The sequence below is a fragment of the Wenjunlia vitaminophila DSM 41686 genome (genome assembly GCF_000380165.1).
In the GTDB taxonomy this organism is placed as follows: Bacteria; Actinomycetota; Actinomycetes; order Streptomycetales; family Streptomycetaceae; genus Wenjunlia; species Wenjunlia vitaminophila.
The window spans coordinates 58,244-81,446 of sequence record NZ_KB904661.1 but is presented as its reverse complement, the minus strand read 5'-3'; the positions used below and the strand labels follow the sequence as shown (position 1 = coordinate 81,446).

The window sequence follows — 23,203 nt, the reverse complement described above, 5'->3', positions numbered from 1 at the left end:
CGGCCGCCCGGCGGCTCACCACCGTTCCGCCGCCGCGTCCGGCCGGACCTGCCGGAACCAGTCCCCGAACTCGCTCTCCAACACCAGACGGCCCAGCTTGTGGTACTCCTGGCACACCGCGGAGACGAGTTGCGCCATGGTCAGCGGCCCTGCGGCCTCCGCCGCCAGGTAGGCCGCGGTGACCGCGCAGGCGCGGATCGACCCGCCGGTCAGCTCGAAACGCCGGGCGCAGAACTCCAGGTCGAGGTCGTCCGCCCGGACCACCCCGGTACCCAGGCAGCGGTCCCACAACGCGAGCCGCTGCGCCGCGTCCGGCACCGGGAACTCCACGACGGCGTCCAGCCTTCGGGTGAACGCCCCGTCGAGGTTGGCGCGGAGGTTGGTGGTCAGGATCGCCATCCCGTCGAACGACTCCATGCGCTGCAACAGGTACGCAGACTCCACGTTGGCGTGCCGGTCGTGCGCGTCCTTGACCTCCGAGCGCTTCCCGAACACCGCGTCCGCCTCGTCGAACAGCAGCACCCCGTTGACCTGCGACGCCTCGGTGAAGACGCGCTCCAGGTTCTTCTCCGTCTCCCCGATGTACTTGTCCACCACGGTGGACAGGTCAACGACGTACAACTCCATGCCGAGCTCCCCGGCGACCACCTCGGCGGACATGGTCTTGCCGGTGCCCGACTCCCCGGCGAACAGCGCGATCACCCCGTGCCCCCGCCCCCCGCCCGGGCGCATCCGCCACCGTCCCAGCACCTGCTCGCGGTGGACCGCGCGCAGCGCCAGGTCGTCGAGCTGGCGCCGCGTCACCTCGGGGAGCACCAGGTCGTCCCAGGTGACCGCCGGGGTGGTGCGGCGGGCGAGCCGGGCGAGGCCGGCGCCGTTCTGCGCCCGGACCGCGGCCCGCAGGTCCCCGCGGGTCACCGGCCGCCGCTCGCTGGCGGCCGTCCGCGCTGCCACGTCGGCGGCGCGGCGGACCTGGAGCCCGTCGAGCCGGTACGGGGCGACCGTCGCGAGCAGCTCACCGTCCAGGGGCGGCCGGACACCGACGGCGGTGCCCACCCTTCGCTCGGCGGCGGCGAGTTCCCGTTCCCACCGCGCCGCCCGCTGCGCCGCGTCCAACGGGGGCACCGGGAACGCCACCGGGCTCTCCGCGGCCCACCACGGGTCCCACACCTCGGCCCCGTACACGATCAGGGGCGTGCCCGCGGTGGCCGCGCACACCTCGCGCAGCAGCTCGCCGCGACCCGTGCGGCGCGGCTCGAGCCGTTCCAGCGGACCGAGGACGACACCGCCGGCGGTCAGCCGCGCCTCCAGGGCCAGGGCCCGGAGCACGGTGCCCGGGTCCTGGTGGGCGGCGAGAGCCACCGGGTCGAGCACCAGCGGGCGACGTCCCGCGGCGAGCAGCGCGTCCACGGCGAGCCCCGCACAGTCCCCCTCCCGGTCGAGCAGGTGCACCAGGCCGCTGCCCGTCGTCGCGGCGGCGGCCACCCGGCGGACCTGGTCCGCACGGGGGTCGGCGCGACCGGGGGCCGGGGTGACCAGCCCGCGCAACCGGTCGTCGAGCCCGTCGTCGCCCAGCAGGTGCGCGGTCACCCGGTCCGGCGCCCGCAGCTCCCTGGACAGCAGCGGCCGGTCTCCAGCGACGACGTCCACGAGTCCCCGCGCGACCAGGGGCGCGGAGGCCGCGAACCGGAAGCGGCCCGGCCCCGCCGCCGACCGGCCGCACAGCCGGAGCGCCAGGTCCACGGTGGGCCGACGCCTGGTCAGGTCGTCATTGAGGTAGCCGTAGAGCCGTTCGAACCGGAGGTCGATGTCCGGGGCGAGGACCACGAGCAGCAGCTCCAGGTCGAGCGGCAACAGACCGAAGGCCGCGGCGAGCTGGCCGATCCGTGTCCCCGGCGGCGGCAGGAGCGCCTCCTCGTCCGCTCCCGCGGAGCACGCCTCGGCGGACTCCGCTGCCGCGGCGGCAGGCGGCCCCCAGGGGTCGGCCAGGACGCGGTCGGCGGCCTCGGGGGTGAGGTACTGCCCCCGGAAGGGGTCGTCGGGGTCCGGGTCGGTGGCCCGGCGGGCCGCCACCTCGACCCGCACCCGCTGCTCCACCTGCCGCAGCCGGCTCCACAACGCCTCGTCAGACGCCGGTCCCGTCACGGCTGCGCGCCGCGCCGGCGCCGGCGGCCGGGTGGCAGGGGCCGCTCCCGGGCGGCCCCCAGGCCGGTGGGCTCGGTGCCCGTGGCCCCGTCGTACCGCAGCCGGCGACCCGGTACGGCCCCCGCGGCGCCCGCACCCGGGGACCGGTCGGTGACCCGCACCACCATCCCCTCGCTCACCGGGGGCCCGGCAGGGGCGCCGGCACCGGTCAGCGGCGCCGTCACCCGCAGGTCGATCGACGGCTTCAGCTCCCCGCCCAGGGCCGACCACACGTCCGACATCGAGGGCCCGCCCTGGCGCCGGCCCGTCGCGTCCAACCCGACGGACAGACCGAGCCGCGCGAGCGTGCCGGTGAGCAGCCGCGGAGGCAGCGCCTCAGCATCGACCAGGCAGCGCAGCGCCTCGGACAGCAGCCGGTGCTCGTCCTGGGGGCGGCTCGTCCACGCGGTCACCAGGTAGGCCAGCTCGAACCACCGGGGCGGTGACCGGTGCGCGGAGACGACGCCGTCCGCGTCGTGTTCCGGGCCGGTACCGGTCTGCCGCCGGTCCACCTCCTCGCGGATCTGGTGGAGGAAGACGCTGACCGTGGGGGCGTTCCGGCGGGCCACCCACTCCTTGGTGGGCGCGTCGAAGGCCAACTCGACGCCGTTGCCGGCGACACCGCACTCGGCGAACAGCCGCCGCAACCCCTCGTCCACCTCGTGGATCACCGCCGGGTCACCTCGTCCGGTGGTTGGAACGTGCCGTTGACCACCAGGAACGGCGTGGTCACCGGGGAGAATCCGGGGCCCCGCGCGGTGATGGTGCGCGGGCCCGTCTGGTCCTTGGTCATGATCAGCAACTGGGCGGCGAACGTGCCGTCCCGCCGGGGGAGCGTGGGCGCCGCCGCCGCGGTGATGCCCGGCTTCCAGGTGAGCGTCACCGGGGCACCCGGGGGGAAGTCGGTACCGCGGACGGAGGTCACGAACCCGGGCTTGCCGACGGCCGGCACCGCGACGATCCGTGGCTGGAGGACGCGCAGCGGCTCCCTCGCGGTGTTGTCGGCGCGGTTCGCGTCCGTGCCGGTGGTCGTCAGCGTCCCGGTGAGCGTGGTCCGCAGGGGCTCGCGCGGGGCCAGCACGACCCGCACCACCGAGGAGGCCCCCGGTTCCAGGTCACCCAGGACGCACCCGGTGCGGGTGCAGCCCGCGGGCAGCCGGCCGGTCGGGACGCCCGCGGGCAGGCCGAGCCGCAGGCGCAGTCCGCTGGCCAGCGCCTCGCCCCGGTTGCGCACGGTGTAACTCAACACGACCCGGCCGCCCACGTACCCGGGGTTCGGCTGCGCGTCCAGCGACAGGGCCGGTCCCGCCGGCGGCTGTGGGTGCTGCGGCGGCGGAGCCGGAGCGGACGGCCCGCCCGGCGGACCGTCCGAAGTCGGTGGACTGTCCGAGGTCGGCGGGCGCGGCACCTGGGGCGGGGGCTGCTCCACCGGCACGACCGTCCGACCGGCGTTGTCGCCCGGGTCCGGGTCCACGACGGCGCCGGAGACCGACCAGCCGACCGTCTGGTCGCCCTCGGTCACGCCGACCACCCGCGCCGTCACCCGCACGGTCGCCAGGGGCGGGAGCACCCCCAGGTCGCACTGGAGGGCCGCGGTGTCGCACCCGCCGGCCGGTGTCGTCAGCCCCTCCAGCCTGACGCCCGCCGGCGGCGCGGCCGTGAACACGGTGCCCGGTGAGGGAGCCGGCCCCGCGTTGGTGACCGTGACCGTCACGGTGGCGACGGACCCCGTCCGCACGGCGGGCGTGGTCTCGGGGGCGGTCAGCGCCAGGTCCACCGACTGCTGGTAGGCCGGCTCCTTCTGGCGGCCGGGGAGCGACGCGGTGAGGTCCGTGAGGTCACCGGTGGCGACGTCGAGCACCGACAGGGCCTCGGGCGCGTTGGGCTCGACGCCCTCCCGGGAGGAGAGCACGAGACGGGAGCCGTCCGGGGACCACGCCACGTCCCGCGGCTGGTGCGGGCCGGTCCGGGAGGTGTCGGGCAACGCCTGCCAGCAGGCGTCGGGTCGGTCGCGCAGCCCGGCGGGCAGCACCACCCGGCAGCCGCCGCCGGTCAACGGGGTGACCAGCACGCCGTTGCGCTCGTTGGTCCGGCCGCCGCCGTCCTTGCGGTTGAACGCCAGGGTCCGCCCGTCCGGGGAGAAGGCGGGGGAGTCGTCGATCACCTCGCAGCTCCCCGGGCAGAGCGTCGCGCTGAGGTCGGCCTGCTCGTCCAGGGAGTCCGCGGGCACCGTCCAGACGTGCTTGTTGCCGCCGTTGTCGTTGATCACAGCCGTCCTGGTGAACGCGATCACGGCGCCGTCCGACGACCACGTGGGCTGGGCGTCGCTCGCGCCCTCCCACCCCCGCGGCGGCCGGACCGTGCCGACGACCTCCCCGGTGGCGACCAGCGCGATCAGCACGCGCCCCGGCCCCGAGCCCGGGCCCGCCCCGCCGGGGGAGGTCCTGGTGAACGCGAGGAACCGGCCGTCGGGCGAGAACGCCGGATCGGTGTCCCAGTCCCCGCGCTCCCGGCCGTGGAGTCCGACGACGCGCGGGTCGCGGCCTTCGGCGTCCGCCAGCCAGATCCGCTGCTCCCGGTCGCCGGGCGGCCCCTCGAACCGGGACACCACGATCTGCCGGCCGTCCGGACCGTAGCCCTGGCGCTCGGTCCACGGGTCGTAGCCCGGGGCGGGGTGGAACAGCGGGTCGTTCGCCGGGTCGGTGTTGGTGTCGGCGGCAGGGTCCTCCACCAGCAGGTCAAGACCGAGGTCCCGGGGGTCCACCCCGTCCGGTCTGATGTCGGAGAGCCTGGCCACGTGGGGCGTGGCGGCGCTCGTCCGGGTGACGACCACCCCGCCGGTGTCCCCAGGCCCCAGCCACGTCGGGGAACTGACGTCGCGCCCGCTCTCGTCGAGCACCAACGACGGGGCGGAGGCCGAGCCCGTGGCGGACCGGTACACGTACCGGCCGGTCGCCCCGTAGGGCCCGTCCAGGCCGACGAACACCACCTCGTCCCCGTTGGGCAGCCAGTCCGCCGACCGGCTGCGCCAGCTCGCCCCGCCGGCGGTGAGCAGCGGCGCGTCCTCCCCCGCGGGTGTGGTGACGCGCAGGCTGGGCCCGGTCTCCCCCTCCGCCTCCAGGGTGTAGGCGATCAGGTCGCGGTGGGCGGCGTCGTCCACCGGGTTCCACACCGGGTCCACGGCACTGCCCTCGGTCGCGGAGGTCACCTGGGTGACCGGGCCGCCGGCGAGCGCCCGCACGTAGATCTGGTCCCTGCAGGTGCAGGCGTCGTTGCTGCTGTACGCCAGGCGGGAACCGTCGGGGGAGACCGTGGGGTACCTCTCGTCGGCGGGCGTGTCGGTCAGCCTGCGCTCACCGGTGCCGTCCACCCGGACGATCCACAGGTCCCGCTGCTCCTTCCCCTCCGGGCCGCCGGGCTCGGCCGAGTCGAACACGACCCACTGCCCGTCCGGGGTCAGTTGCGGGTGGGCGGCGTTCCGGTCGGTGGTGAGCCGGTGCACCGTGCCCGCGGCGGTCCGCAGGTACACCTGCGGCCTGCGGCTGTCCCGCAGGCTGGTGAAGACCAGGGCGTCGCCACGGGCGAACGACTCGGTGTCGAAGTGGGTGGGGGCCGGGCCGAAGAACGGGTCGCTGGTGCCGACACCGGTCACCAGGCCCATGCTGTGGTGCTCCGTCCCCGCGTAGGTGACGCGCACCGGGTCCGCGGCGGGGGCCGGGGCCGGCAGGTCCGGTCCGGCGGGTCGGGCGACGGGAAGCTCACCCAGGGCCACCACACTGGACAGCAGGACCACCACGGCGATGACGATCCGCACCGAACGGGCCCACCCGGAGGGGCCAGTGCCGCCGTTCACGTCCACCTCACAGTCCGGTACCGAGTCCTGCCGTCAGCCTGACCGGCCCGCCGGGTGAGGCCCAGGCCCCGAGTACCCGGACCGGGGGTAGCGGCCGGTGCCCCTCGGGGCAGCCACCGGACGGCCCGTCGGCCGGGGCGACGGCTACCGGCGGTGCCGCCCGCCCACTCACCCCGGCCCCGCCGTGGCACACCCCGACGGGCCGCCCCCCGTTCAGATCAGCCCGTGGCGCATCGCGTAACCCACCGCGTGGGCCCGGTTGCGCAGCCCGAGCCGCGTCGCCACCTCGTGCAGCACGTTCTTGACGGTGCGTTCGGAGTACGACGTCTTGGCGGCGATCTCAGCGGTGTCGTACCCGTCCGCGACCAGCCGGAGCATGTCCGACTCCCGGGCCGTCAGCGGGGACAGCGTCAGCCCGCGGGGGTCGAGCATCATGCGTTGCAGGCTGCCGACGTGGTCCAGGAGCTGCCCCAGGAGGTCCCCGGGGAGCACCCCCTCGCCCCTGGCCAGCGCGCAGATCAGGTTGACCAGCCGGTCCTGGCTCGCCTCGGTGCGGCGCAGCACGGCTGCCGCGCCACACTCGATCATGGTCTGGAGGGCCCCGATCTCGCAGCGCCCCACGACAAGACCGGTACGGGTGGCGGAGTTGCGTTGCAGTCTTCGCAGGAGCTGCACCGTGGGGTCGTCCAGCTTGTCCGCCACGACCAGGGAGATCCTGGCCCCGTCCGCCTCCGTGTCCCTGAGCAGCTCCACCTCCGGCCGCTGCCGCAGCAGGTGGGTGGCGCCCGCGTGCAGCACCGGGTCCTGTGCGTAGATCGCCACGGACACCCTGTCCGGTTTGGCGTTCGCCCCGCCCTCCACGTTCGACCAGGGGCGACTCGGGTCGTGCTGAGGTACGGACGTCCGGCCGCGGCCGGAGCTGTCGGCGCCGTGCTGCGTGTTGACCGAGGTCATGCGTCATTCCGTTCTCTTGTCTCCTGCTGGTCAAGGGAACCGGGTGGCGCGGGCGAGACGCCGGGCCGTCCACGGGTCCGCCGTGGCACGAGGTGTCCGACGGGCTGGCGGAGCAGGACGGGGTGGGGCTCCGGGGGCAGCGACAGTGCCCGCCGACTGCCCTCGGGTCCCTCTCCCCGGAGTGCGCCGCGGCCCTACCGTCTCGTCGTGACCACAATTGCCGAACTTGGTGTCCCGACGGTCGTGGTGTCGCCGGGCGGCACGGCGTCGATGGCCCTGACCGTGCGCAACGACACCGACATCGTCGAGGCGTACACCTTCGAGCCGGTCGGGGACTGTGCCGCGTGGACCACCGTCGAGCCGGCCCGTGTCTCCCTGTACCCGGGCACGTCCGAGACGGTGACGGTGCGGCTCGCACCTCCGCGTTCCCCCGAGGTCCGCGCGGGAGAAGTGCCGTTGGGGGTCCGGGTGGTGCCCGTCGAGCGCCCCGACGCGGTGACGGTCCCGGAGACCACGGTGGTCATCACGGCGTTCCAGGAACTGCGGGCCGAACTCGAGCCCACCACCCGCCGCGGCTGGCTCAGCGGGCGGTACCGGACGACCGTGCGGAACCTGGGCAACACCGCGACCGCCGTCACCCTCACCGGACGGCAGCCCGGCAGCGACCTGCGCCTCACCTCCGCCCCCGGTGCCCTGCACATCGCGCCCGGAGGGTCCGCCGCCGCGCGGCTGCGGGTACGCGCGCGCCGGCCGGTGTGGTTCGGCGAACCGGTGACCTGGCCGTTCGAGGTGGAGGTCGCCCGGGACCCGGACGGCCCCCGCGGCTCGCTGGCGGCCCCCCGGCCCGACGCGGGACCGGAGCCGGAGGAGACCGGGGAGCAGCACGCGCTGCAGGGCGAGTTCGTCCAGCAGGTGGTCTTCCCCAGGTGGCTGCTCCTGCTGCTCGCGGCGCTGCTCGCGCTGCTGGTCGCGTGGTTCCTGCTGGTCCGGCCAGCCGTGGAGAGCACGGCGAAGGAGGCGGCGGACGACGCGGCCAGGGAGAACGTCGCGGCTGCCGGGAAGGGCACACCCACTGGCGCCCCGGCTCCCGGCACCCCGGGGCAGGACCCGCGGGGAACCGGCACGGAGCAGCCCGGGGGCGGCCAGGGGGCCCAGGAGACGCAGCGGAACGGCGGGAGCACCACCGCCCCGGCCGGCTCCGGGGTGCCCGGGACGGGCCGGCAGAGCTCCGCGACCGTCGAGGTGCGCACCGGCGACGGCGCCCGGGAGAACGGTGCGTACCGGGTCCCGGAGGGCAAGGTCTTCGGCATCACGGACATCGTGGTGGCCAACTTCCAGGGGGACGAGGGACTGGTGACCGTCACCTTCGGGAACCGGAAGATCACCACCATCGCCCTGGAGACGTTCCGGAACCAGGACTACCACTGGGTGACGCCGATCGAGGTTCCCGAGAAGCAGGCCGTCACGGTGAGCGTGACCTGCGACGAGCCCGGCACCCCGGCCTCCGGGAAACCGGCTTCCGGATGCGTGGAGGTGCTCAACGTCAGTGGTGTCCTCAGTGACATCCAGCGCTGAACCGACCGAAGCAGGCATGGGACTTCCTTCGCCCACGGGAGCAACCGCAGGGAAGCTTCCCCAAAGGGGGACGAGACGTGCGGCAGCGCCTGATCACGGCCGAAACACCCCGTGCGCCGCTCGTCCCGCGTGACCGGCGTTCGGCCGCCGTCCCGCCCGCGGCCCCCGCGGCACAGCGCCCTGACCGCGACCCCCTGACCAAGGCGAACCCCTCATGGGAGCCCCGGTGCCGGGCCCGCGGGACCGGGCCCGGCCCACCGTGGGGGAAGCTGCGGGAATGACCGAAAACGCATCCCACGTCCCGCGCCACCCCCGTCCGGCGGTGGCGGCGCGGGACGTCAGCGGACGACGGGGCCCGGCCCGGACGGCCGGTGGGCGGGGGACGGGCCTCCGTCACGCGTAGTCGTCGTCATCGGCCTTCTTCTTGCCCTTGCGGCGGGCGCTGTCGTACTTCTCCAGCGCGGCCCCGGGGTCCGTTCCCGGTGCGAGCCCGGCCGCGGCACAGGCGCGGGGATACGCCTCCTGCACCATCGCCAGGTGGTTCGCCATCAGCAGTTCGCGGTTCTCCGCGGGCTCGTTCTCCTTGATGTCCAGCATCCCGAAGAGGGCTTCCGCGTACTCCTCCGGGGTGCGGCCGGTCGCGAGCAGGACGCCGCGGTGGCTCCCTTCGGCAGCCCCGTCCTTGGACCCGCCGGCGCGGGTGATGCCGGGGATGACGTTGACGCGCTCCAGGACGGCTCCCACCGCCTGTTGCAGCGCCAGCGCCAGGACATCGGTCGGCCGTCCCTCCTTCCGCGCCTCCTGCGCCGCCGCCACGAGCCGGTCCATCTCCCGCTCGGCCCGTTCGGTCAGCGCCTGGCGCCTGGCGTCCATCCCGCCCCGCGGCGCGGCCGCCGCGTCCGCCGTGAGGGACAACGCCTCCAGTTCCTCCGCGATCTCGGACTCCTCCGGACTGATCCCCTCGAGCCGCTCCTGGGTGTCCCTGACGTGGGTGACCAGCGCGGGCAGTTCGGCGATCGCCGCGGACACGTCCTTGCCCTTCAGCCGCGCGCGGACGACGTCGAGGTGCACCACCCAGGCCGTCGTGTGGGCGCCCTGGGTGCCGGAGAACGGGGACGCGGCGCGTCCCCCGGAGAGCACGGCGGTGATCTTGCCCCCGTCGTCGATGAGGAGTTGGGTCGCGATCTTCGACCGTGGCTCCTTGGCCGTGGTCGTCCCCCGCGCCCCCTCGGCCCGGTCGGACGCCGGCTGCCCCCCGCCGTCGTGCGCGTCGTCCCTGGCGGTGCGGCCCTTCGCCCCGTGCGCCGTGAGCTTCTTCGCCTTGTCAGCGAGGGACTTGCCCAACTTCTTCGGGGACCGGATCAGTTCCTTCGCGGTGCGGACCGCGCGGCGTGCGCCACGCCCCAGGACCTCCTGTTCCTCCTCGGGGGGCTCCTGACCGTGACTCCGCAGGACGTCGGCGTAGGCCTCGATGAGCTCGTCGTTGCGCGGGTACGCCTTGCGCAGGCGGATGATCTGCTCCCTGGCGTCGTCAACCTCATCCTCGGCCCGCTCCTGGGTCCGCCGCCGCAGTTCGCCGACGAGCGCGTTGACGGCCTCGTCGGACGAACCCCACGCCGCCTCGACCACACCGGGATAGGCGTGTTCCACGGAGTCGACGTGCTGGCGCACGATGGTGTCGAGCCGGGCCTCCGACGACTCGTCGCCCCGCGTGCCGGGCGCCATCGTGGCCGCCTTGCCGGCGTCCTCCTCCGCCGCGAACCTCACGATCCCCTTGTGGTCCATGAGGGCGAGGACTTCGTCCCGGAGCTCCTCCTCCGCGACGTCCTCGCCGTTGGCGTAACGGCTCAGGCCAGCGGTCCTGTGGGACTCGCCGGTGCCCTTGCCGAACGTCCCCTGCTTGGTGGACTTGGTGTTGAGCGTGGAGAGCGGCAGCAGCCCGCGGTACTGGAGGTAGGCGCTGATCAGGCTCTGCAGCCTCACCATGTCCCAGCCGCCGTCGGCCCCCCTGTCCAGCTCCCCGTCGAGCTCCGCCAGCTCCGCTGACGCCTCGTCCAGCAGCCTGCGGTGCTTGCCGTCCCGGGGGAGGTTCCCCACGAGCCCCGCCCCCGGCAGCTTCCTGGCCTCCTGGTGGAGCCGACGGATCTCCGCACCGGCCGACACCGCGTCCTTACCGGTGATCGCCCGCTTCACCGCCTGCGTCAGCACGACGAACGCGGTGGTGTGGTCGCCCTCGGTGCCGCCGGGGTGCGGCGAGTCGGGACGACCGGCGGTGACGAGGTCTTCCACGCGCACCTCACCGCCCTCGTCCCGCGCGATGACCTGTGCCCTCACGCGGCGCTGGACCGGCGCGGCGTGTCCCGCGGGCCGCGTCGCGCGGGACACGGCCGTGTCCGCCAGGACCGGGCTGGGCACCGCGGGCGCGAGCGCGGCGCGGGCCACCCGCTCCGCCTCCCGCTCGAACCGGTCGCCGGGGTCACTCAGGCGCAGCCCGGTACCGGTGTCGGCGCCCGCTACGGGGCCCCGCCGCTGCTGGATCACGTGGACCAGTTCGTGCGCCAGGGTGTGCGGGTCACTCCCTCCCTCGCCGAGCACCACGTGGTCGCCCGAGGTGTAGGCGCGGGCACCGATCTCCCGGGCCGAACTCCGCGCGGCGGTACCGGTGTGCACCGTGACGTCGGAGAAGTCAGCGCCGAGCCGCGACTCCATCTCCCCGCGCAGCCGCGGGTCCAGGGGCCGGCCGGGGGAGCGGAGGACGTCATGGACACCGGCGTCCGGCCGGGGGGTTCCCGGAGGCTCGTCCGCCGCACGCGCCCGCTGAAGCGCCCGGACCGCTGCGGAGTTGCCCGCCGTGCGCTGTAGCGCCAGCAGCCCCCGGGCGGTGACCGGGCCGCCTGACGTGAGGGACCGCGCGCTGCGGGCGACGTCCTGGACGGTGTCCGCGGTCCTTGCGGCGTCCCGGGCCGTCCGGAGGCCGGGAACAGGTCTCTGTGGACGGTGTGTGGGACCGGACTGTGACGCGGAGCCGTGTTCGTCGCGCATGCCGTGCCTCCCGTCGTGGAGTTGCGGCCGTCCGGGCCGCGGTCCCCACCGGAGCACACGTCGCGCGCCGCGGAACCGGCTGGTGGTCCGCGGCCCGGCGCACCGGTCACCGCATCGGACGGAACGCTTCCAGGGCCGGTTCCACGGTACAGCCGACGGAGCTGGAACCGCCGGTGCTGGAACCGCCGGTGCCGCCGTGGACCGAGGCGGCCCGGCCGGTGCCACCGGCCACCGGCTCCCGGTGACGCGTCGGGCCCCAGGGACCGGTGGTGTCCCTGAGCGGCCAGAGAAGTTGTCAGCCAGTGGTAAGTCACTGGCGCTCGTTGCTAAGGCGCCGGGTCACGGGGCCGGCAAGGATGCCCTCTGCTACAGGGTGCAGGCCGCAGGAGGGAACCTGTCGTGATCGCCGAGAAGACGCTGTGGGCGGGCGGCATGGCGCTGACCGCCACCGGGCTGCCGTCAGGGTCGTCGCCCCGGACCTCCGCCGCCGGCTCCGAGAACCCCCGACGAGAAGAGGGCCTGCCGTTACCCAGGTGAGGACCGCGGGTGTGCGGGGTCCCCGCCCCCCGGCCGGTCGTGTTCGACCGGTCCCGCCACACGACAACGGCGAGCCGGGGTGGTCCAGCGGGTTCCGAGGCGTTCCGTGGACGGGGCGGGGAGCGGCCAGCGTCCCCCGCGTAGCGCCACCCGAGGGACACCTCCACGGAAGCGGCGGCCGGGCGCGTCGCTGACCGCCGGTGACCACGGCCCACCGACGACCCGCGGCACACGCGGGCAGACGCACGTACGGGAGACGACACCCCTTCGACGAGCTTTTCGCTGGCCGCGATTCATGGAGGCAAGAATGCCGACGATGATCGTCATCGGTTACCGGGAGGACCTCGACCAGGCACTGCGGCGCCGGGGTCTTGATCCCCACTACATCGTGCAGGCACCGGTGAGTCCGCCGGGGACGCGGAGCTGCACGTTCGTCAGCGACATCGAGAACGCCCAGGAGATCCTGCGAGCGGTGCTCTCCGCGCGCCCCGACCACGTGGCGGGGGTCCTCACGGTCCATGAGATGGGCGTGTTCGGCGCGGCCTACCTGCGGCAACAGTTGAAACTACCCGGGCACACCGACTCGTTGGCGACCCTCTACTTCCGGGACAAGTTCCTCCAGAAGAGCGGCCTGCCCCCCCAGGTGAAACGGGCCCGCTGCCGGTACGTGCCCAGGGGCACCTCGTACGACGACCTCGTCAACGACCTGGGGGACGTCTTCGTGGTGAAGCCGGCGACCGGAGCCGGCGCCCTCCGCACGAGCGTCGTCCGCTCGCCCGAGGACCACTCCCGGGCCATGGCGCTGCTCCCAGGCGAGTCCGACGTCCAGATCGTCGCCGAGTCGTTCGTGGACGCCCCCGAGGTCTACATCGACGGCATCTGGAAGGACGGCGACCTCCGGTGGTTCTCGATGAGCCGCAACCACATCCCGCCGCTGAAGGCCGTGCAGGGCGGCGTCCTGGCGGCGCACGTGCTGGACTGGAGGCGGCACCCGGAGCTGTTCGGGCAGGCGGAAACGCTCGCCGGGCAGGCGCTCGCGGGTCTGAACGCGCCCGACTGCGTGTTCCACCTGGAGGCGTTCACCGAAGAGACGGGGCTGACGTTCGGTGAGTGTGCCATCCGGCTCCCTGGGGCACTCTCGCCCCAGGTCAACAGGCTGACGTTCGGTGTCGACCTCTTCGACGCCGAAATCAGCCTCGCTCTCGGGGAGGAGCCGACCGTGGCCCCGGCGGCCGGCGCGCCAGATCGTTTCTACGGATATGTCCTCCTACCTCGTTCCCCGCGCGGAAGGCTGACCCAGGAGGACTTCGAACGGAACTTCGTCTTCGACGAGATCGACTACCCCTCGTCCCCCGACGCGCCCACCGGACCGTACGGGCGCGTCGGGCAGGCCATCGTGTCCGACCGGGACGAACTGGAGCTCCAGCGGACGCTCGAGGCGATCGCGCGGTTCAACCAGGCCGGTTGAGGTCAGCGAGGAACTGACGCGCACACCGCGCACCCGGGCGTCGACGCCCACCGAACGGCTCGTCGAACACGTCCCTCGAACCGCCGCGAACCGTCCGCGGCGAAGGACATCCACCCAGCGGGGCTCGTGCTCCGCTCCGACCCACCACGCCCAGGAGTCCGCTCGTCCCGTTCCCTTCCGTTCCCACCGGAGGTGCTACCCATGTTGGATCGACTCCCCGCCTCGACACTCCCGAAGCTGCTCGACCGGGCGGCTCGTGACACGGCCCGAGGCATCACGTTCGTCGACGGCTCGTTCCTGTCGTACGCCGGGTTGCGGGAGGCCGCCAGCCGGATCGCCCAGGGGCTCCGCGACCAGGAGACGGCCCCCGGGGACCGCGCGCTGATCGTCGCCAGCGACCCGGAGGATTTCCTCCGTGCCTTCTGGGGGTGCGTGCTGGGGGGTGTCGTGCCGTGCCCGGTCGCGCCACCGGCGGACCCCTCCCGCTGGCAGGCACAGCTCGAGCACCTGCGCACGCTCCTGGGCGACCCGTTGGTGATCTCCTCCAAGGCGGAGGGCGGAGCCCTGCCCGACGTCGGACTGAGAGAGGTGACCCTGGAGGAACTCAGCGGGGCCCAGGCCGGACGCCAGCAACTCCACACCCCGGCTCCCGACGACCTCGCGCTGTTGATGGTCACCTCCGGGTCCACCGGACTGAGCAAGGCCGTCCGGCTCACCCATGCCAACCTGCTGGCGGCACAGGCGGGGAAGGCCCAGGCACTGGAACTGGGACCCGCCGACACGTCGCTGAACTGGATATCCACCGACCACATCGCCGCCATCGAGGCGCACCTGCTGCCGATGTTCAACGGTGCCGACCAGGTGATGGTGACTCCCACGACGGTGTTGGCGGACCCCGTGGAGTTCCTCAGGTTGCTCGCCGCCCACCGGGTGCGGGTGACGTTCACCCCCAACTTCCTGTTCGGTCAGATCAACCAGGCACTCGCACAGCGCCCCCTCCCGCGGCAGGAGGTGGACCTGTCCCTGGTGCGGTACGTCATCTCCGGCGGTGAGGCCACCGTGACCGCCACCGCACGGGCCTTCCTGGACGCCCTCTCCCCCTACGGGCTGCGCGGGGACGTCATCGTGCCCGCGTTCGGGATGACCGAGACCTGCGCGGGCAGCGTGTTCAACCGCGACTTCGCCGCCCGCGACCTGGAGTCGGAGTTCCCCCCACTGGGCCACCCGGTGCGGGGGCTGCGCATTCGCATCGCCGACGGCGACGGCAGGGTGCTGGCCGCCACCGGCCGACCCGGGACCGCAGAGCCGGGCGAGGTGGAGCTGAGCGGCCCGATGGTCACCGAGGGGTACTTCGGCGACGAGTGGGCCACCGTGCGGGCGTTCACCCCCGACGGCTGGTTCCGCACCGGCGACCTGGGCTACCTCGACTCCGACGGTCGGTTGACGCTGGTCGGCCGGACCAAGGACTCCATCATCGTCAACGGCGTCAACTACCACAGCCACGACCTGGAAGCGGTCCTCGACGAACTGGGAGAGGTGAGGCGCGGACAGGTCGCGGCCTTCCCGATCCGTCCCGAAGGGGCCGACTCCGAACAGCTCGCCATCGCGTTCGTCCCGGCCGGCGACCCGGACGACGACGCGGCCGTGTACCAGGCGGTCGTGGCGATCCGCAGCTCCACGGTGATGCACTGGGGATTCCGCCCCCAACTGATCCTGCCCGTCGCCGCCGCCGAGATACCCCGCGGCAACCTCGGCAAGATCCAACGGTCCCGGTTGCGCGCGGCCGTCGAGGCCGGGACCCTGGACCGGGCGGCGCGTCGGGCCGAGGAGGTGAGCACCCGGTTCCTCGGCGCCCACGTGGCGCCAGAGGGCGAGGCCGAGACGGCGCTGGCCGGTGTCTTCGCCCGGGTGCTGAACACCCGGACGGTCTCGGCGACCGCCGGCTTCTTCGACCTCGGCGGAACCTCCCTGGACGTGCTGCGCCTCAAGCTCGAGATCCAAACCGAGTTCGGCATCGACGACGTGCCGATGGCGACGCTCCTGCAGGCCCCGACCGTGCGGGCCCTGGCGGCCCGGCTGACCGCCGGGCACGGCGCGGACGGGGACTCCACCTACGATCCGCTGGTGCCCCTGCAGGTCACCGGGGACGGAACGCCACTGTTCTGCGTCCATCCGGGCCTGGGAGAAGTACTGGTGTTCATCAACCTCGCCAAGTACTTCACCGGCGAGCGGCCGTTCCACGCACTGCGGGCACGGGGGTTCGGACGGGGCGAGACCCACTTCGGCTCCTTCGACGAGATGGTCACCACCTACGTGGAGGCCATCCGCCGCACGCAGCCGAGCGGCCCGTACGCCGTGGCGGGCTACTCCTACGGAGGGGCCGTCGCGTTCGAGATCGCCAAACGGCTGGAGGCCGACGGCGACGAGGTCGGGTTCGTGGGGATCTTCAACCTGCCGCCGCGCATCGCCGACCGCATGAACGAGATCACCTTCACCGACGGCGCGATCAACCTGGCGCTCTTCCTCGAACTGATCGACGCCGCCGACATCGAGGAACTGACCGCCACACTCCGGAACCTGCCGGAAGCCGACCAACTCGCCCACCTGATCCGTCACGCGCCCAAGCGGCGCCTGACCGAACTGGACCTGACCCTCCAACGGTTCACCGACTGGGTCCACCTGGCCCAGAACATGGTGCACCTGGGCCGCACCTACGAGCCGACGGGAACCGTGGAGCAGGTGCGGGTCTTCTACTGCACCCCGCTGCGCGGCACCAAGCAGGAGTGGCTGGACGACCAACTGCGCCACTGGGACGACTTCACCCGCCGCCCCAACACCTACGTCGAAGTCAACGGCGAGCACTACACCCTGATGAGCCCACAGCACGTCCACACCTTCCAGGCGACGCTGCGGAACGAACTGGCCCGAGCGCTCGGCTGAGGACAGGCAGGGGCAACCGCTGAGATCACCTGGAGCCGCTGATCATGCAAGGGAAGAAGATCCTCATCACCGGTGGGACCGGGCAGGTCGCCAGGCCCGTCGCCGAGGCGCTCGCCCCCGACAACGAGGTGTGGTGCCTGGGCCGTTTCCACGACCCGACCGCCCGCAAGGCCCTATGGGAACTCGGCGCCCAGACCGTCGTCTGGGACATGGCCACCGATGAACTCGGAGACCTGCCGCGTGACTTCACCCATGTGCTGCACTCGGCGGTGCACCGGGGCGACGGCCGGGACTTCGAGGACACCGCGCGCATCAACGCCGTCGGCACCGCCCGGCTGATGACGCACTGCTCCGCCGCGGAGTCGTTCCTGTACGTCTCGTCCGGGGTGGTCTACGACCGGGCCGACCACACACACCGGTACCGGGTGGGCGACCCCCTCGGCGGGGCGGCGCCGTGGCTGCCGACGTACCCCGTCGCCAAGCTCTCCGCGGAGGGGGTCGTGCGGGGCCTGGCCGAGGCCCTCGCGCTGCCGGCCGTCATCGCCCGGCTCAACATCGCCTACGGGCCGTACGGCCACGGCGGCCTGCCCGTGATCCTGTTCAACCAGATGCGTGGGGGACAGCCGTGCGCGGTGCCCCGTCACGGGCAGAACTACTGCAACCTGCTCCACACCGACGACCTCGTGCGCCAGGTGCCGCTCCTGTGGGACGTGGCCCGGGTGCCCGCGCGGGTGGTGAACTGGGGCGGTGACGAGGAGGTCGGCATCACCGACCTGTTGCAGTACATGTCCGAGCTCACCGGAGTCCCGGTGGAACTGGACCGCGGTGACCACAGCCGGGAAACAGCGATCTTCGACCACGACGCCCGCCGCGACCTCGTCGGCCGCTGCACCATCGGCTGGAGGACCGGCGTCGCCCGCACCCTGGCCGAGTTGTTCGAGGAGTACCGCGACCGCATCGAGGACCACCTCGAGCGGCGCCGGGCCGAGCCGGAGTAGCTGTTCCACCGCTGACCGACGCGCGTACGCGGCCCGCCGCGAACGACCGCGCCCGAAGCGCGAGCGACCTGTGGCCATGCCCGGGACGGACGGACCCACGCCGTCCACGAAGGGCCTCGGAGCGACGAAGAGGAGTAGACGACATGCTTGGGCACCCCCACGGCGTACACGTCGACGAAGGGGAACGGACCAGACCCCACCAGCCCCCCGTGACCGCCTTCCGCGCCGTCGCACCGCGGCGCGCGCGGGCACACCCGGCACCGGTACCGGCCCCGGTCACGCTCGAACCCGGACGGAGCTGACATGCGCAGGTCCGCAGACATCGACGCGCTCCAGCACGTGCTGTGCGCCGCCCTCGGTTCCCGCGTGCCCGTGTGCTCCCTGGCCGACCTGGCAGGGGACACCGGTGCGTTCGTCTCCCTGGCCCCCGCGGCGCTCGAGCGCCCCACCCTCGTCGGCGGCGGCACCCCGTACAACCCGACGAGTCCCGCCCCCACCCCCCACGCCCTCGACGCACTGGTCCGCCGCGCGGAGCGGCTGGACGTGCCGCAGATCCTTGTGCCCAACGTGCGCCGCAGCGACGACACCCGCGCCCTGCGGGCCGCCGGCTTCGTTCCCGTCGCCGCCGACACCGAGTGCGTCGCCCGGCTGCCCGGGGACGTGGACGAGGTGCTGCGGAACCGCGTCGGCGCCGACCAGCTCCGCGACCTGCGTCATCGCCACCACGCGGCGTCCCAGGAAGCCACCTGGGAGCGGGTCCGCCTGAGCGAGCTCGACGGCAGTCCGTGGGCCAGGGACGCCTTCGTGGAACTCCACCAGCGCCAGGCGGAACGCTTCGGCGGTCGCCGCAACCCGTACAACGCCGCGGCCCTCGAGGCACTGGTGGGTGGCGCGCTGGCCGATCGCACCGAGATGCTGGTGCGCCGTCGGAAGGACACCGTCGTCCAGGTCGCGCTCCTGACGGTGTCCCACAACGGCAGGGGCCTCTACCACCTCGCCCAGACCACCGACCTCGACGACCCCGCGGCAGGCGACCTCCACGTGGCGACCCCGTACCAGTTGTACCTCGACGCCCGGCGCTCCGGCCTGGACTGGGTCCACCTCGGTCGGGGGGACGTCCACCACAAGCGCCGCCTGGGAGCCGACCTGTTCGTCCCCCTCGACCACTGGCTCCGCGCCCCGGACCTCGCGCCCGCGGAGGAGGAAGAGGAAGGAGGGCTGTCCCACTTCGCGGCTCCCCCCGTCACGGGGGTGCCGGTCCCCGGCCCGGTCCGTTACCGCCACCGGCCACGGTTCGACATGGTCGACCTGTCGAGCAACACCAACCCGTTCCTGGGGGCCGAGAGCCACTACCCCAACCTGGACACGGCCGACCTCGCCAGGACGTACCTGGCCACGGTGTCGAAGCTGCCCGGGCACGGTGACCTCGCCGCCCTGGGCCCGGACCACGTCCTGTTCAGCAGCGGGGCGGTTGACGGCGCCATGTTGCTCCTCGCGGCGCTGACCTCACCCGGCGAACGCGCCTGCGTCACACCACCCACCTTCGAACTCTACGCCCACTGGGCCCACCTCCTGCGCCTGCCGGTCGTCGAGGTACCGCTGCGCGGCGCGGACCTGTCGGAACTCGACACCGAGCGCATCCTCGAGGCTGATGCGCGGGTGACCATCCTGTGTGATCCGAGCAACCCCGTGGGGACGAGGCTCGACCAGACGCAGGTGCACGACCTCATCGCCCGCAGCCGCGGCCTCGTGGTGATCGACGAAGCCTACGTCGAGTTCAGCGAGAAGCCCTCGTACGCCGGACTGGTCGAACAGCACGAGAACCTCGTCGTCCTTCGGACCCTGTCCAAGGCATGGGGGCTCGCCAGCGCGCGGTGTGGGATCGTCCTGGCCCGCCCCGGGGTCATCGACTCGCTGCGGCGGGTGCAGTTGCCCTTCGTCTTCTCCGACGCGGCGCAGCACGCCGTGCGGGACAGGCTGACCAACTCCCAACGGGCACTCGCCAGCATTCCGCTCATCCGCGCCGAGCGCGACCGGCTGGCCACGGCACTGGACGGCCACCCCGCGGTGGACCGGGTGTTCCCCTCGGAGGCCAACTTCCTGATGGTCCGGCTGCACAAGCACGAGCGGGTGATGGAACAGCTGCGCGGCGCGGGAATCCTGGTCGCCGACACCGGCCACCTCGTCCCGGACACCTGCCGTATCTCCGTCGGGGACCGGCGTGCGAACACCGCCCTGCTCCGGGCGCTCTCCTCCGCCGTGTAGTCAGCTCCCGCAGCCGTCGGGTGGGGCGGGCGCCGGTGTCGTCGACGACACCGGCGCCCGCCCCACCCAGGACCGCCCACGACCCGCACCCGGGCCCCGTGGTCACAGGTCGAGGGGCTCGTTCTCTCCACCCTTTATCTCGACGGTCAGGAATGACAGGAGTTCATCGCCGATGTTCTTCACGTCATAGAGGTGGTACTGCCCCCGGGAGAGGTGGAAATGGAGGTCCTGGCCGCGGACAAGGGTTATTTCGCGAGTGGTGCCGTCGCTCGTGTGCTGGCGGACCCGGCCGCCGGTGAGGGCTATCCAGGAGTAGTCGAGCACATGTCGGTGAACAGGGACCCGCTCACCCGGGCGAAGATGCGTCTCCCAGATGCGCAGCAGATCCGTCTCCTTCACCAACAACTGGCCGATCTGACCGTTGTGTGCGTTGGTGTCGAATTCCTTCCGCAGCTCGGGGCTCCAGCGAGCGAATCCCTCGGCGACGACGGTGGCGGCAAGAGGAGGATCGAAGTAAGAGTCATGTCCCACGAAGCGGATCCCTTCGGTCTTCGTGCGCTGCAATTCGCCTTCCGGCAACCGGTCCACACGAGGGACGGGAGGCGCGTTGCCACCCAGGTTATAACCGGCTGAAATGAAGCGACAAGGAGCGGTGATGCCCTGTGGATAAGTCCCGCGCGGCACCGACACCGTCCCGCGACGCCCATGCCGTGACGCCGGAGCGAGCGAGTTCGTCACGGGCTGAGGACAAACGGCGTCGCGTGGTCGCTGGACGCTCAGCAAGGCGGGTCGGGGTCAGTCGTTGTGGAACGCCTGGCGTCGGTACTCGCTGGGCGAGGTGCCGTACAGCGCGCTGAACGCCCTGGTGAAGTCCGCGGGGCGAACAAAGCCCCAGCGGGCCGCGATGGTTCGGATGGGGATGTGACGCTTCAGGGGGTCCGCCAGGTCCCGGCGGCAGCGCCCCAGGCGCTGGCCACGCATCCACGAGCACACGCTCACCCCGTGTTGCTGGAACAGTCGGTGCAGCGAGCGGACCGATATGTGGTGGGCTGCTGCTATGTCGCCAGGAGTGAGGTCGGGGTTGCCCAGGTGCTGCTGGACGAACGAGGTGATGCGTACGTACAGGGCACGTTGCCGGGAGTCGGCTGGAACGTCGTCCTCGCGGCCCAGGTGGTGCGCCAGGAACGCGGCAGCCAGGTCAAGGCCGACCATGCCGAGCGGCGCGGCGTCCCGCGGCGTGTGACAGGCACCGTCCTCCGTCATCGTGATCATGAAATCCGCCAGTAGCCGTCCGAGGCCCCTGTCACCCGGGAGGGGGCGGGCGATGACCCGGTCGAGATGGTGGGCGGGCAGGGGAAGCAGGGGCCGGGGGAACTGGAAGAGGAGTGACCCACCGTCGGCACAGGAGTGGAAGGGCCTTGAACTGTCGAACAGCAGAAGTTCGCTCGCGCCCGCTGTCGCGCTGCGCCGGTTCTGTTCGATCACGTGGGAGCCGGAACGTATGAGGGAGATCTGGAGGCATTCCGGGTCCGAGGCACGAATGAGCTTGGGGGTCCGGATCGAGCAGAAAGAGGAGTACCCCATTGCCGAGAGCTGCACGGGCCCCAGCGGCATCGTCTTGAGCCACCCGTCAAAGACGTCGGTGTCGACAAGTCGGAACGTCGTCAGCATGACCGCGTTCCGGATGACCTCTGCCCACGCGGCAAGAGCATCCCGTGCCGTGTGGTCCCTGCTGTCGAAGACGTTCTCCACGATCCCCTCCGGCGGCTCGTGGGTGATCCGGGCCGTAGCGGGTGCCCAAACCCCTCGAGACCCGGCCCTAGTCGGGCATCCCACACCGTGCCTCCGCCTGAATGGTCCCGCGGCTGCCTTGACCCGCTTGGCGTCCCCCAACGCATGACCGGAAGCGGACGCGCTTTGGCGTGTTCGTCACTGTTCTGGCCGTGATCCTTCCTGGCGGTGTGTGGTGGGAAATGACACGACCGCCGCGTTTCGTGCGCGATGGTGACGGGCCGACCTCGAGTCCGCGTCGGGTCCGAGGCCCTCGCACCACTCACCGTTGCGGAGATCCAGGGGCCCATGGCAGGCGTTCCGCTCCGCACCCAGCCGCCCGCCGCAGGTTGAGGCACCCGGCACAGCGCACCCGGGACACGTCCCACGCGAGCGGAGCGTGCCGCAACCGAGGGGTCACCGTACGCGCGCGGTCCCCACCACACGACCACGGGTCCACACCCAACGGCAACCGGTCACGGCCCGCCGGCACGCGGAATCCTCTAGGCCCGGTCGCGCGCTCGTACGGCCTTCCCCGACATCAGTTCCCTAGCCAGTCACGACTGTTAACCTCTCCGTGGTCGAGCGACCGCTCGAACCGAGTTTGAGGGGGACGATCGTGGTGCGAGGGCGAGGTCTGCGGCTCGGTGTCGGTGCCGGAGTGCTTCCTGCCGCGCTGGTGGTAGGGGTGGCGTTGAGTGGCTGCTCGTCGGATTCGGATCCCGAGGCGGACCGAATGGGAGCCGCAAACGCCACAGCAAGGGCCAAGGTGCAGGCCGCGGCCAAGGGCGGATCCGTCGGTGACGAGGGCTCGGGGTGCGTTCTGCCCGTTTCGTTCGACATCGCCGCCAAGTGGAAACCGAAGGCGGTCAAGGGCAACTCCACTCTCGAGGTAACCCAACAGGCCAACGTCACGCTCACCTGTGAGATCGACGCCAAGCCCGCCGGGAACATCGGATTCATCCGCGTCTGGGTCGGCGGCTCCGCCGACGACGATCCGCGCGAGACACTCGAAGCCTTCGTCGAGAAGGAGGCGGAAGACCCGGACGAGGCCGTGTTCATCCAGACGAAAGCGGGCCCGTACTCGGCGGTGGAGGCCGACTACCTGAGCACGAACGAGTTCCTCAACGAGCCCAAGAAGGAACGGGCGCTCGCCTTCACCACGCCGAAGGGAGTGGTCCTGCTGCACCTGGGCGGGCTGGACTCCAAGGAGCACAAGAAGATGCTCCCGGCGTACGAACTGGCGAGGACCAGCGTCCGGGCCAAGTGAGCACGGTCGGCGCGGTGGGCGGTTCCCCCACCGTCGCGTTCTCCGTGGACGGGGACGAGGAGCCGGACGCCGGCGCCTCCCTCCTCGCCGCCGCCCGACCGCCGGCGCCGAGCTCCGGCAGGGCGGCTGGGGCCTGAGGACTCAGGAAGCGGGCCACGGACACTCGCGGGAGTGTCCGTGGCCCCGCGCTGTGGAGGACCGACCATCCGTGGCGTGGGCCTTCGTCGCTCCTGGAGAAGGGAGGAGCGACATGAAGGCCGCCCGCCGGTCACCAGAGCGTCAGGCGCCCACGGGTCATCTCCGGTGTGCGCTCGACGCCTTCGTGTCGCGGCTTCTCCGGCGTGCGT

The 23,203-nt window shown here is 72.6% G+C and carries 15 protein-coding genes; 8 read left to right on the top strand and 7 right to left on the bottom strand.

All coding sequences use genetic code 11. From position 1 onward, the window contains the following. Positions 1-15: 15 nt before the first annotated feature. The 4 genes from A3IG_RS0110680 to A3IG_RS0110665 all read right to left on the bottom strand — a co-directional run bounded on the left by A3IG_RS0110680 (position 16) and on the right by A3IG_RS0110665 (position 6,991). The gene (locus tag A3IG_RS0110680) at positions 16-2,145 is read right to left on the bottom strand and encodes an ATP-binding protein (RefSeq protein WP_026220124.1); all 2,130 of its coding nucleotides are present in this window, start codon (positions 2,143-2,145) and stop codon (positions 16-18) included. Continuing rightward, positions 2,142-2,855 (bottom strand): DUF4255 domain-containing protein, encoded by a 714-nt coding sequence (locus A3IG_RS0110675; protein WP_018383555.1) that lies wholly within the window; start codon positions 2,853-2,855, stop codon positions 2,142-2,144. Before A3IG_RS0110675 ends, A3IG_RS0110680 begins: the two co-directional genes overlap by 4 nt. Then, positions 2,852-6,037 carry a DUF11 domain-containing protein gene (locus tag A3IG_RS0110670; RefSeq protein ID WP_051087454.1) on the bottom strand — a complete coding sequence of 1,062 codons (3,186 nt, stop codon included), beginning with the start codon at positions 6,035-6,037 and terminating at the stop codon, positions 2,852-2,854. The genes A3IG_RS0110675 and A3IG_RS0110670 overlap by 4 nt, the downstream gene beginning before the upstream one ends. A 213-nt stretch (positions 6,038-6,250) precedes the next feature. Further along, the gene (locus A3IG_RS0110665; protein WP_018383553.1) at positions 6,251-6,991 is read right to left on the bottom strand and encodes a helix-turn-helix transcriptional regulator; all 741 of its coding nucleotides are present in this window, start codon (positions 6,989-6,991) and stop codon (positions 6,251-6,253) included. Positions 6,992-7,198: 207 nt separating this feature from the next. On the opposite strand from A3IG_RS0110665, the gene A3IG_RS0110660 reads away from it, so the two are divergent. Further along, a complete protein-coding gene (locus A3IG_RS0110660) occupies positions 7,199-8,566 on the top strand; it encodes a COG1470 family protein (protein ID WP_026220122.1) in 1,368 nt (455 codons plus the stop codon). A gap of 393 nt (positions 8,567-8,959) precedes the next feature. Here the strand turns inward: A3IG_RS0110660 and A3IG_RS35125 are convergent, their stop codons facing one another. Continuing rightward, positions 8,960-11,608 (bottom strand): eCIS core domain-containing protein, encoded by a 2,649-nt coding sequence (locus A3IG_RS35125; protein WP_018383551.1) that lies wholly within the window; start codon positions 11,606-11,608, stop codon positions 8,960-8,962. Between the two features lie 399 nt (positions 11,609-12,007). Here A3IG_RS35125 and A3IG_RS34165 point away from each other — a divergent pair, with 399 nt between their 5' ends. From A3IG_RS34165 to A3IG_RS0110630, 5 genes are all read left to right on the top strand, one after another. Then, positions 12,008-12,145 (top strand): hypothetical protein, encoded by a 138-nt coding sequence (locus tag A3IG_RS34165; protein WP_157862240.1) that lies wholly within the window; start codon positions 12,008-12,010, stop codon positions 12,143-12,145. A gap of 307 nt (positions 12,146-12,452) precedes the next feature. Next, a complete protein-coding gene (locus A3IG_RS0110645; RefSeq protein ID WP_018383549.1) occupies positions 12,453-13,613 on the top strand; it encodes an ATP-grasp domain-containing protein in 1,161 nt (386 codons plus the stop codon). Between the two features lie 201 nt (positions 13,614-13,814). Beyond that, positions 13,815-16,553 (top strand): non-ribosomal peptide synthetase, encoded by a 2,739-nt coding sequence (locus A3IG_RS0110640; protein ID WP_018383548.1) that lies wholly within the window; start codon positions 13,815-13,817, stop codon positions 16,551-16,553. A gap of 44 nt (positions 16,554-16,597) precedes the next feature. Further along, complete coding sequence (locus A3IG_RS0110635; protein WP_018383547.1) at positions 16,598-17,551, top strand: NAD-dependent epimerase/dehydratase family protein; 954 nt, start codon at positions 16,598-16,600, stop codon at positions 17,549-17,551. A gap of 303 nt (positions 17,552-17,854) precedes the next feature. Continuing rightward, positions 17,855-19,816: an aminotransferase class I/II-fold pyridoxal phosphate-dependent enzyme gene (locus A3IG_RS0110630; RefSeq protein WP_018383546.1), complete on the top strand. Its 1,962-nt coding sequence runs from the start codon at positions 17,855-17,857 to the stop codon at positions 19,814-19,816. A 102-nt stretch (positions 19,817-19,918) separates the two neighbouring features. Here A3IG_RS0110630 and A3IG_RS0110625 read toward each other — a convergent pair whose 3' ends face one another. Both A3IG_RS0110625 and A3IG_RS0110620 read right to left on the bottom strand, forming a co-directional pair. Next, positions 19,919-20,404 carry a cupin domain-containing protein gene (locus tag A3IG_RS0110625; RefSeq protein ID WP_236719063.1) on the bottom strand — a complete coding sequence of 162 codons (486 nt, stop codon included), beginning with the start codon at positions 20,402-20,404 and terminating at the stop codon, positions 19,919-19,921. Between the two features lie 207 nt (positions 20,405-20,611). Beyond that, positions 20,612-21,568 carry a helix-turn-helix domain-containing protein gene (locus A3IG_RS0110620; protein WP_018383544.1) on the bottom strand — a complete coding sequence of 319 codons (957 nt, stop codon included), beginning with the start codon at positions 21,566-21,568 and terminating at the stop codon, positions 20,612-20,614. 754 nt (positions 21,569-22,322) lie between these two features. On the opposite strand from A3IG_RS0110620, the gene A3IG_RS0110615 reads away from it, so the two are divergent. Both A3IG_RS0110615 and A3IG_RS34160 read left to right on the top strand, forming a co-directional pair. Beyond that, positions 22,323-22,856, top strand: a complete 534-nt coding sequence (locus A3IG_RS0110615; protein ID WP_051087451.1) for a lipoprotein — start codon at positions 22,323-22,325, stop codon at positions 22,854-22,856. After that, on the top strand, positions 22,853-22,993 hold the full coding sequence (locus A3IG_RS34160) for a hypothetical protein (protein WP_018383542.1): 141 nt from the start codon (positions 22,853-22,855) through the stop codon (positions 22,991-22,993). Before A3IG_RS0110615 ends, A3IG_RS34160 begins: the two co-directional genes overlap by 4 nt. Positions 22,994-23,203: the final 210 nt, after the last annotated feature.

Coding starts and splice junctions, on each gene's coding strand:
- A3IG_RS0110635 (WP_018383547.1), top strand. CDS start 16,598: ATGCAAGGGAAGAAGATCCTCATCACCGGTGGGACCGGGCAGGTCGCC.
- A3IG_RS0110645 (WP_018383549.1), top strand. CDS start 12,453: ATGCCGACGATGATCGTCATCGGTTACCGGGAGGACCTCGACCAGGCA.
- A3IG_RS0110615 (WP_051087451.1), top strand. CDS start 22,323: ATGGGAGCCGCAAACGCCACAGCAAGGGCCAAGGTGCAGGCCGCGGCC.
- A3IG_RS35125 (WP_018383551.1), bottom strand. CDS start 11,608: ATGCGCGACGAACACGGCTCCGCGTCACAGTCCGGTCCCACACACCGT.
- A3IG_RS0110630 (WP_018383546.1), top strand. CDS start 17,855: ATGCGCAGGTCCGCAGACATCGACGCGCTCCAGCACGTGCTGTGCGCC.
- A3IG_RS0110665 (WP_018383553.1), bottom strand. CDS start 6,991: ATGACCTCGGTCAACACGCAGCACGGCGCCGACAGCTCCGGCCGCGGC.
- A3IG_RS0110640 (WP_018383548.1), top strand. CDS start 13,815: ATGTTGGATCGACTCCCCGCCTCGACACTCCCGAAGCTGCTCGACCGG.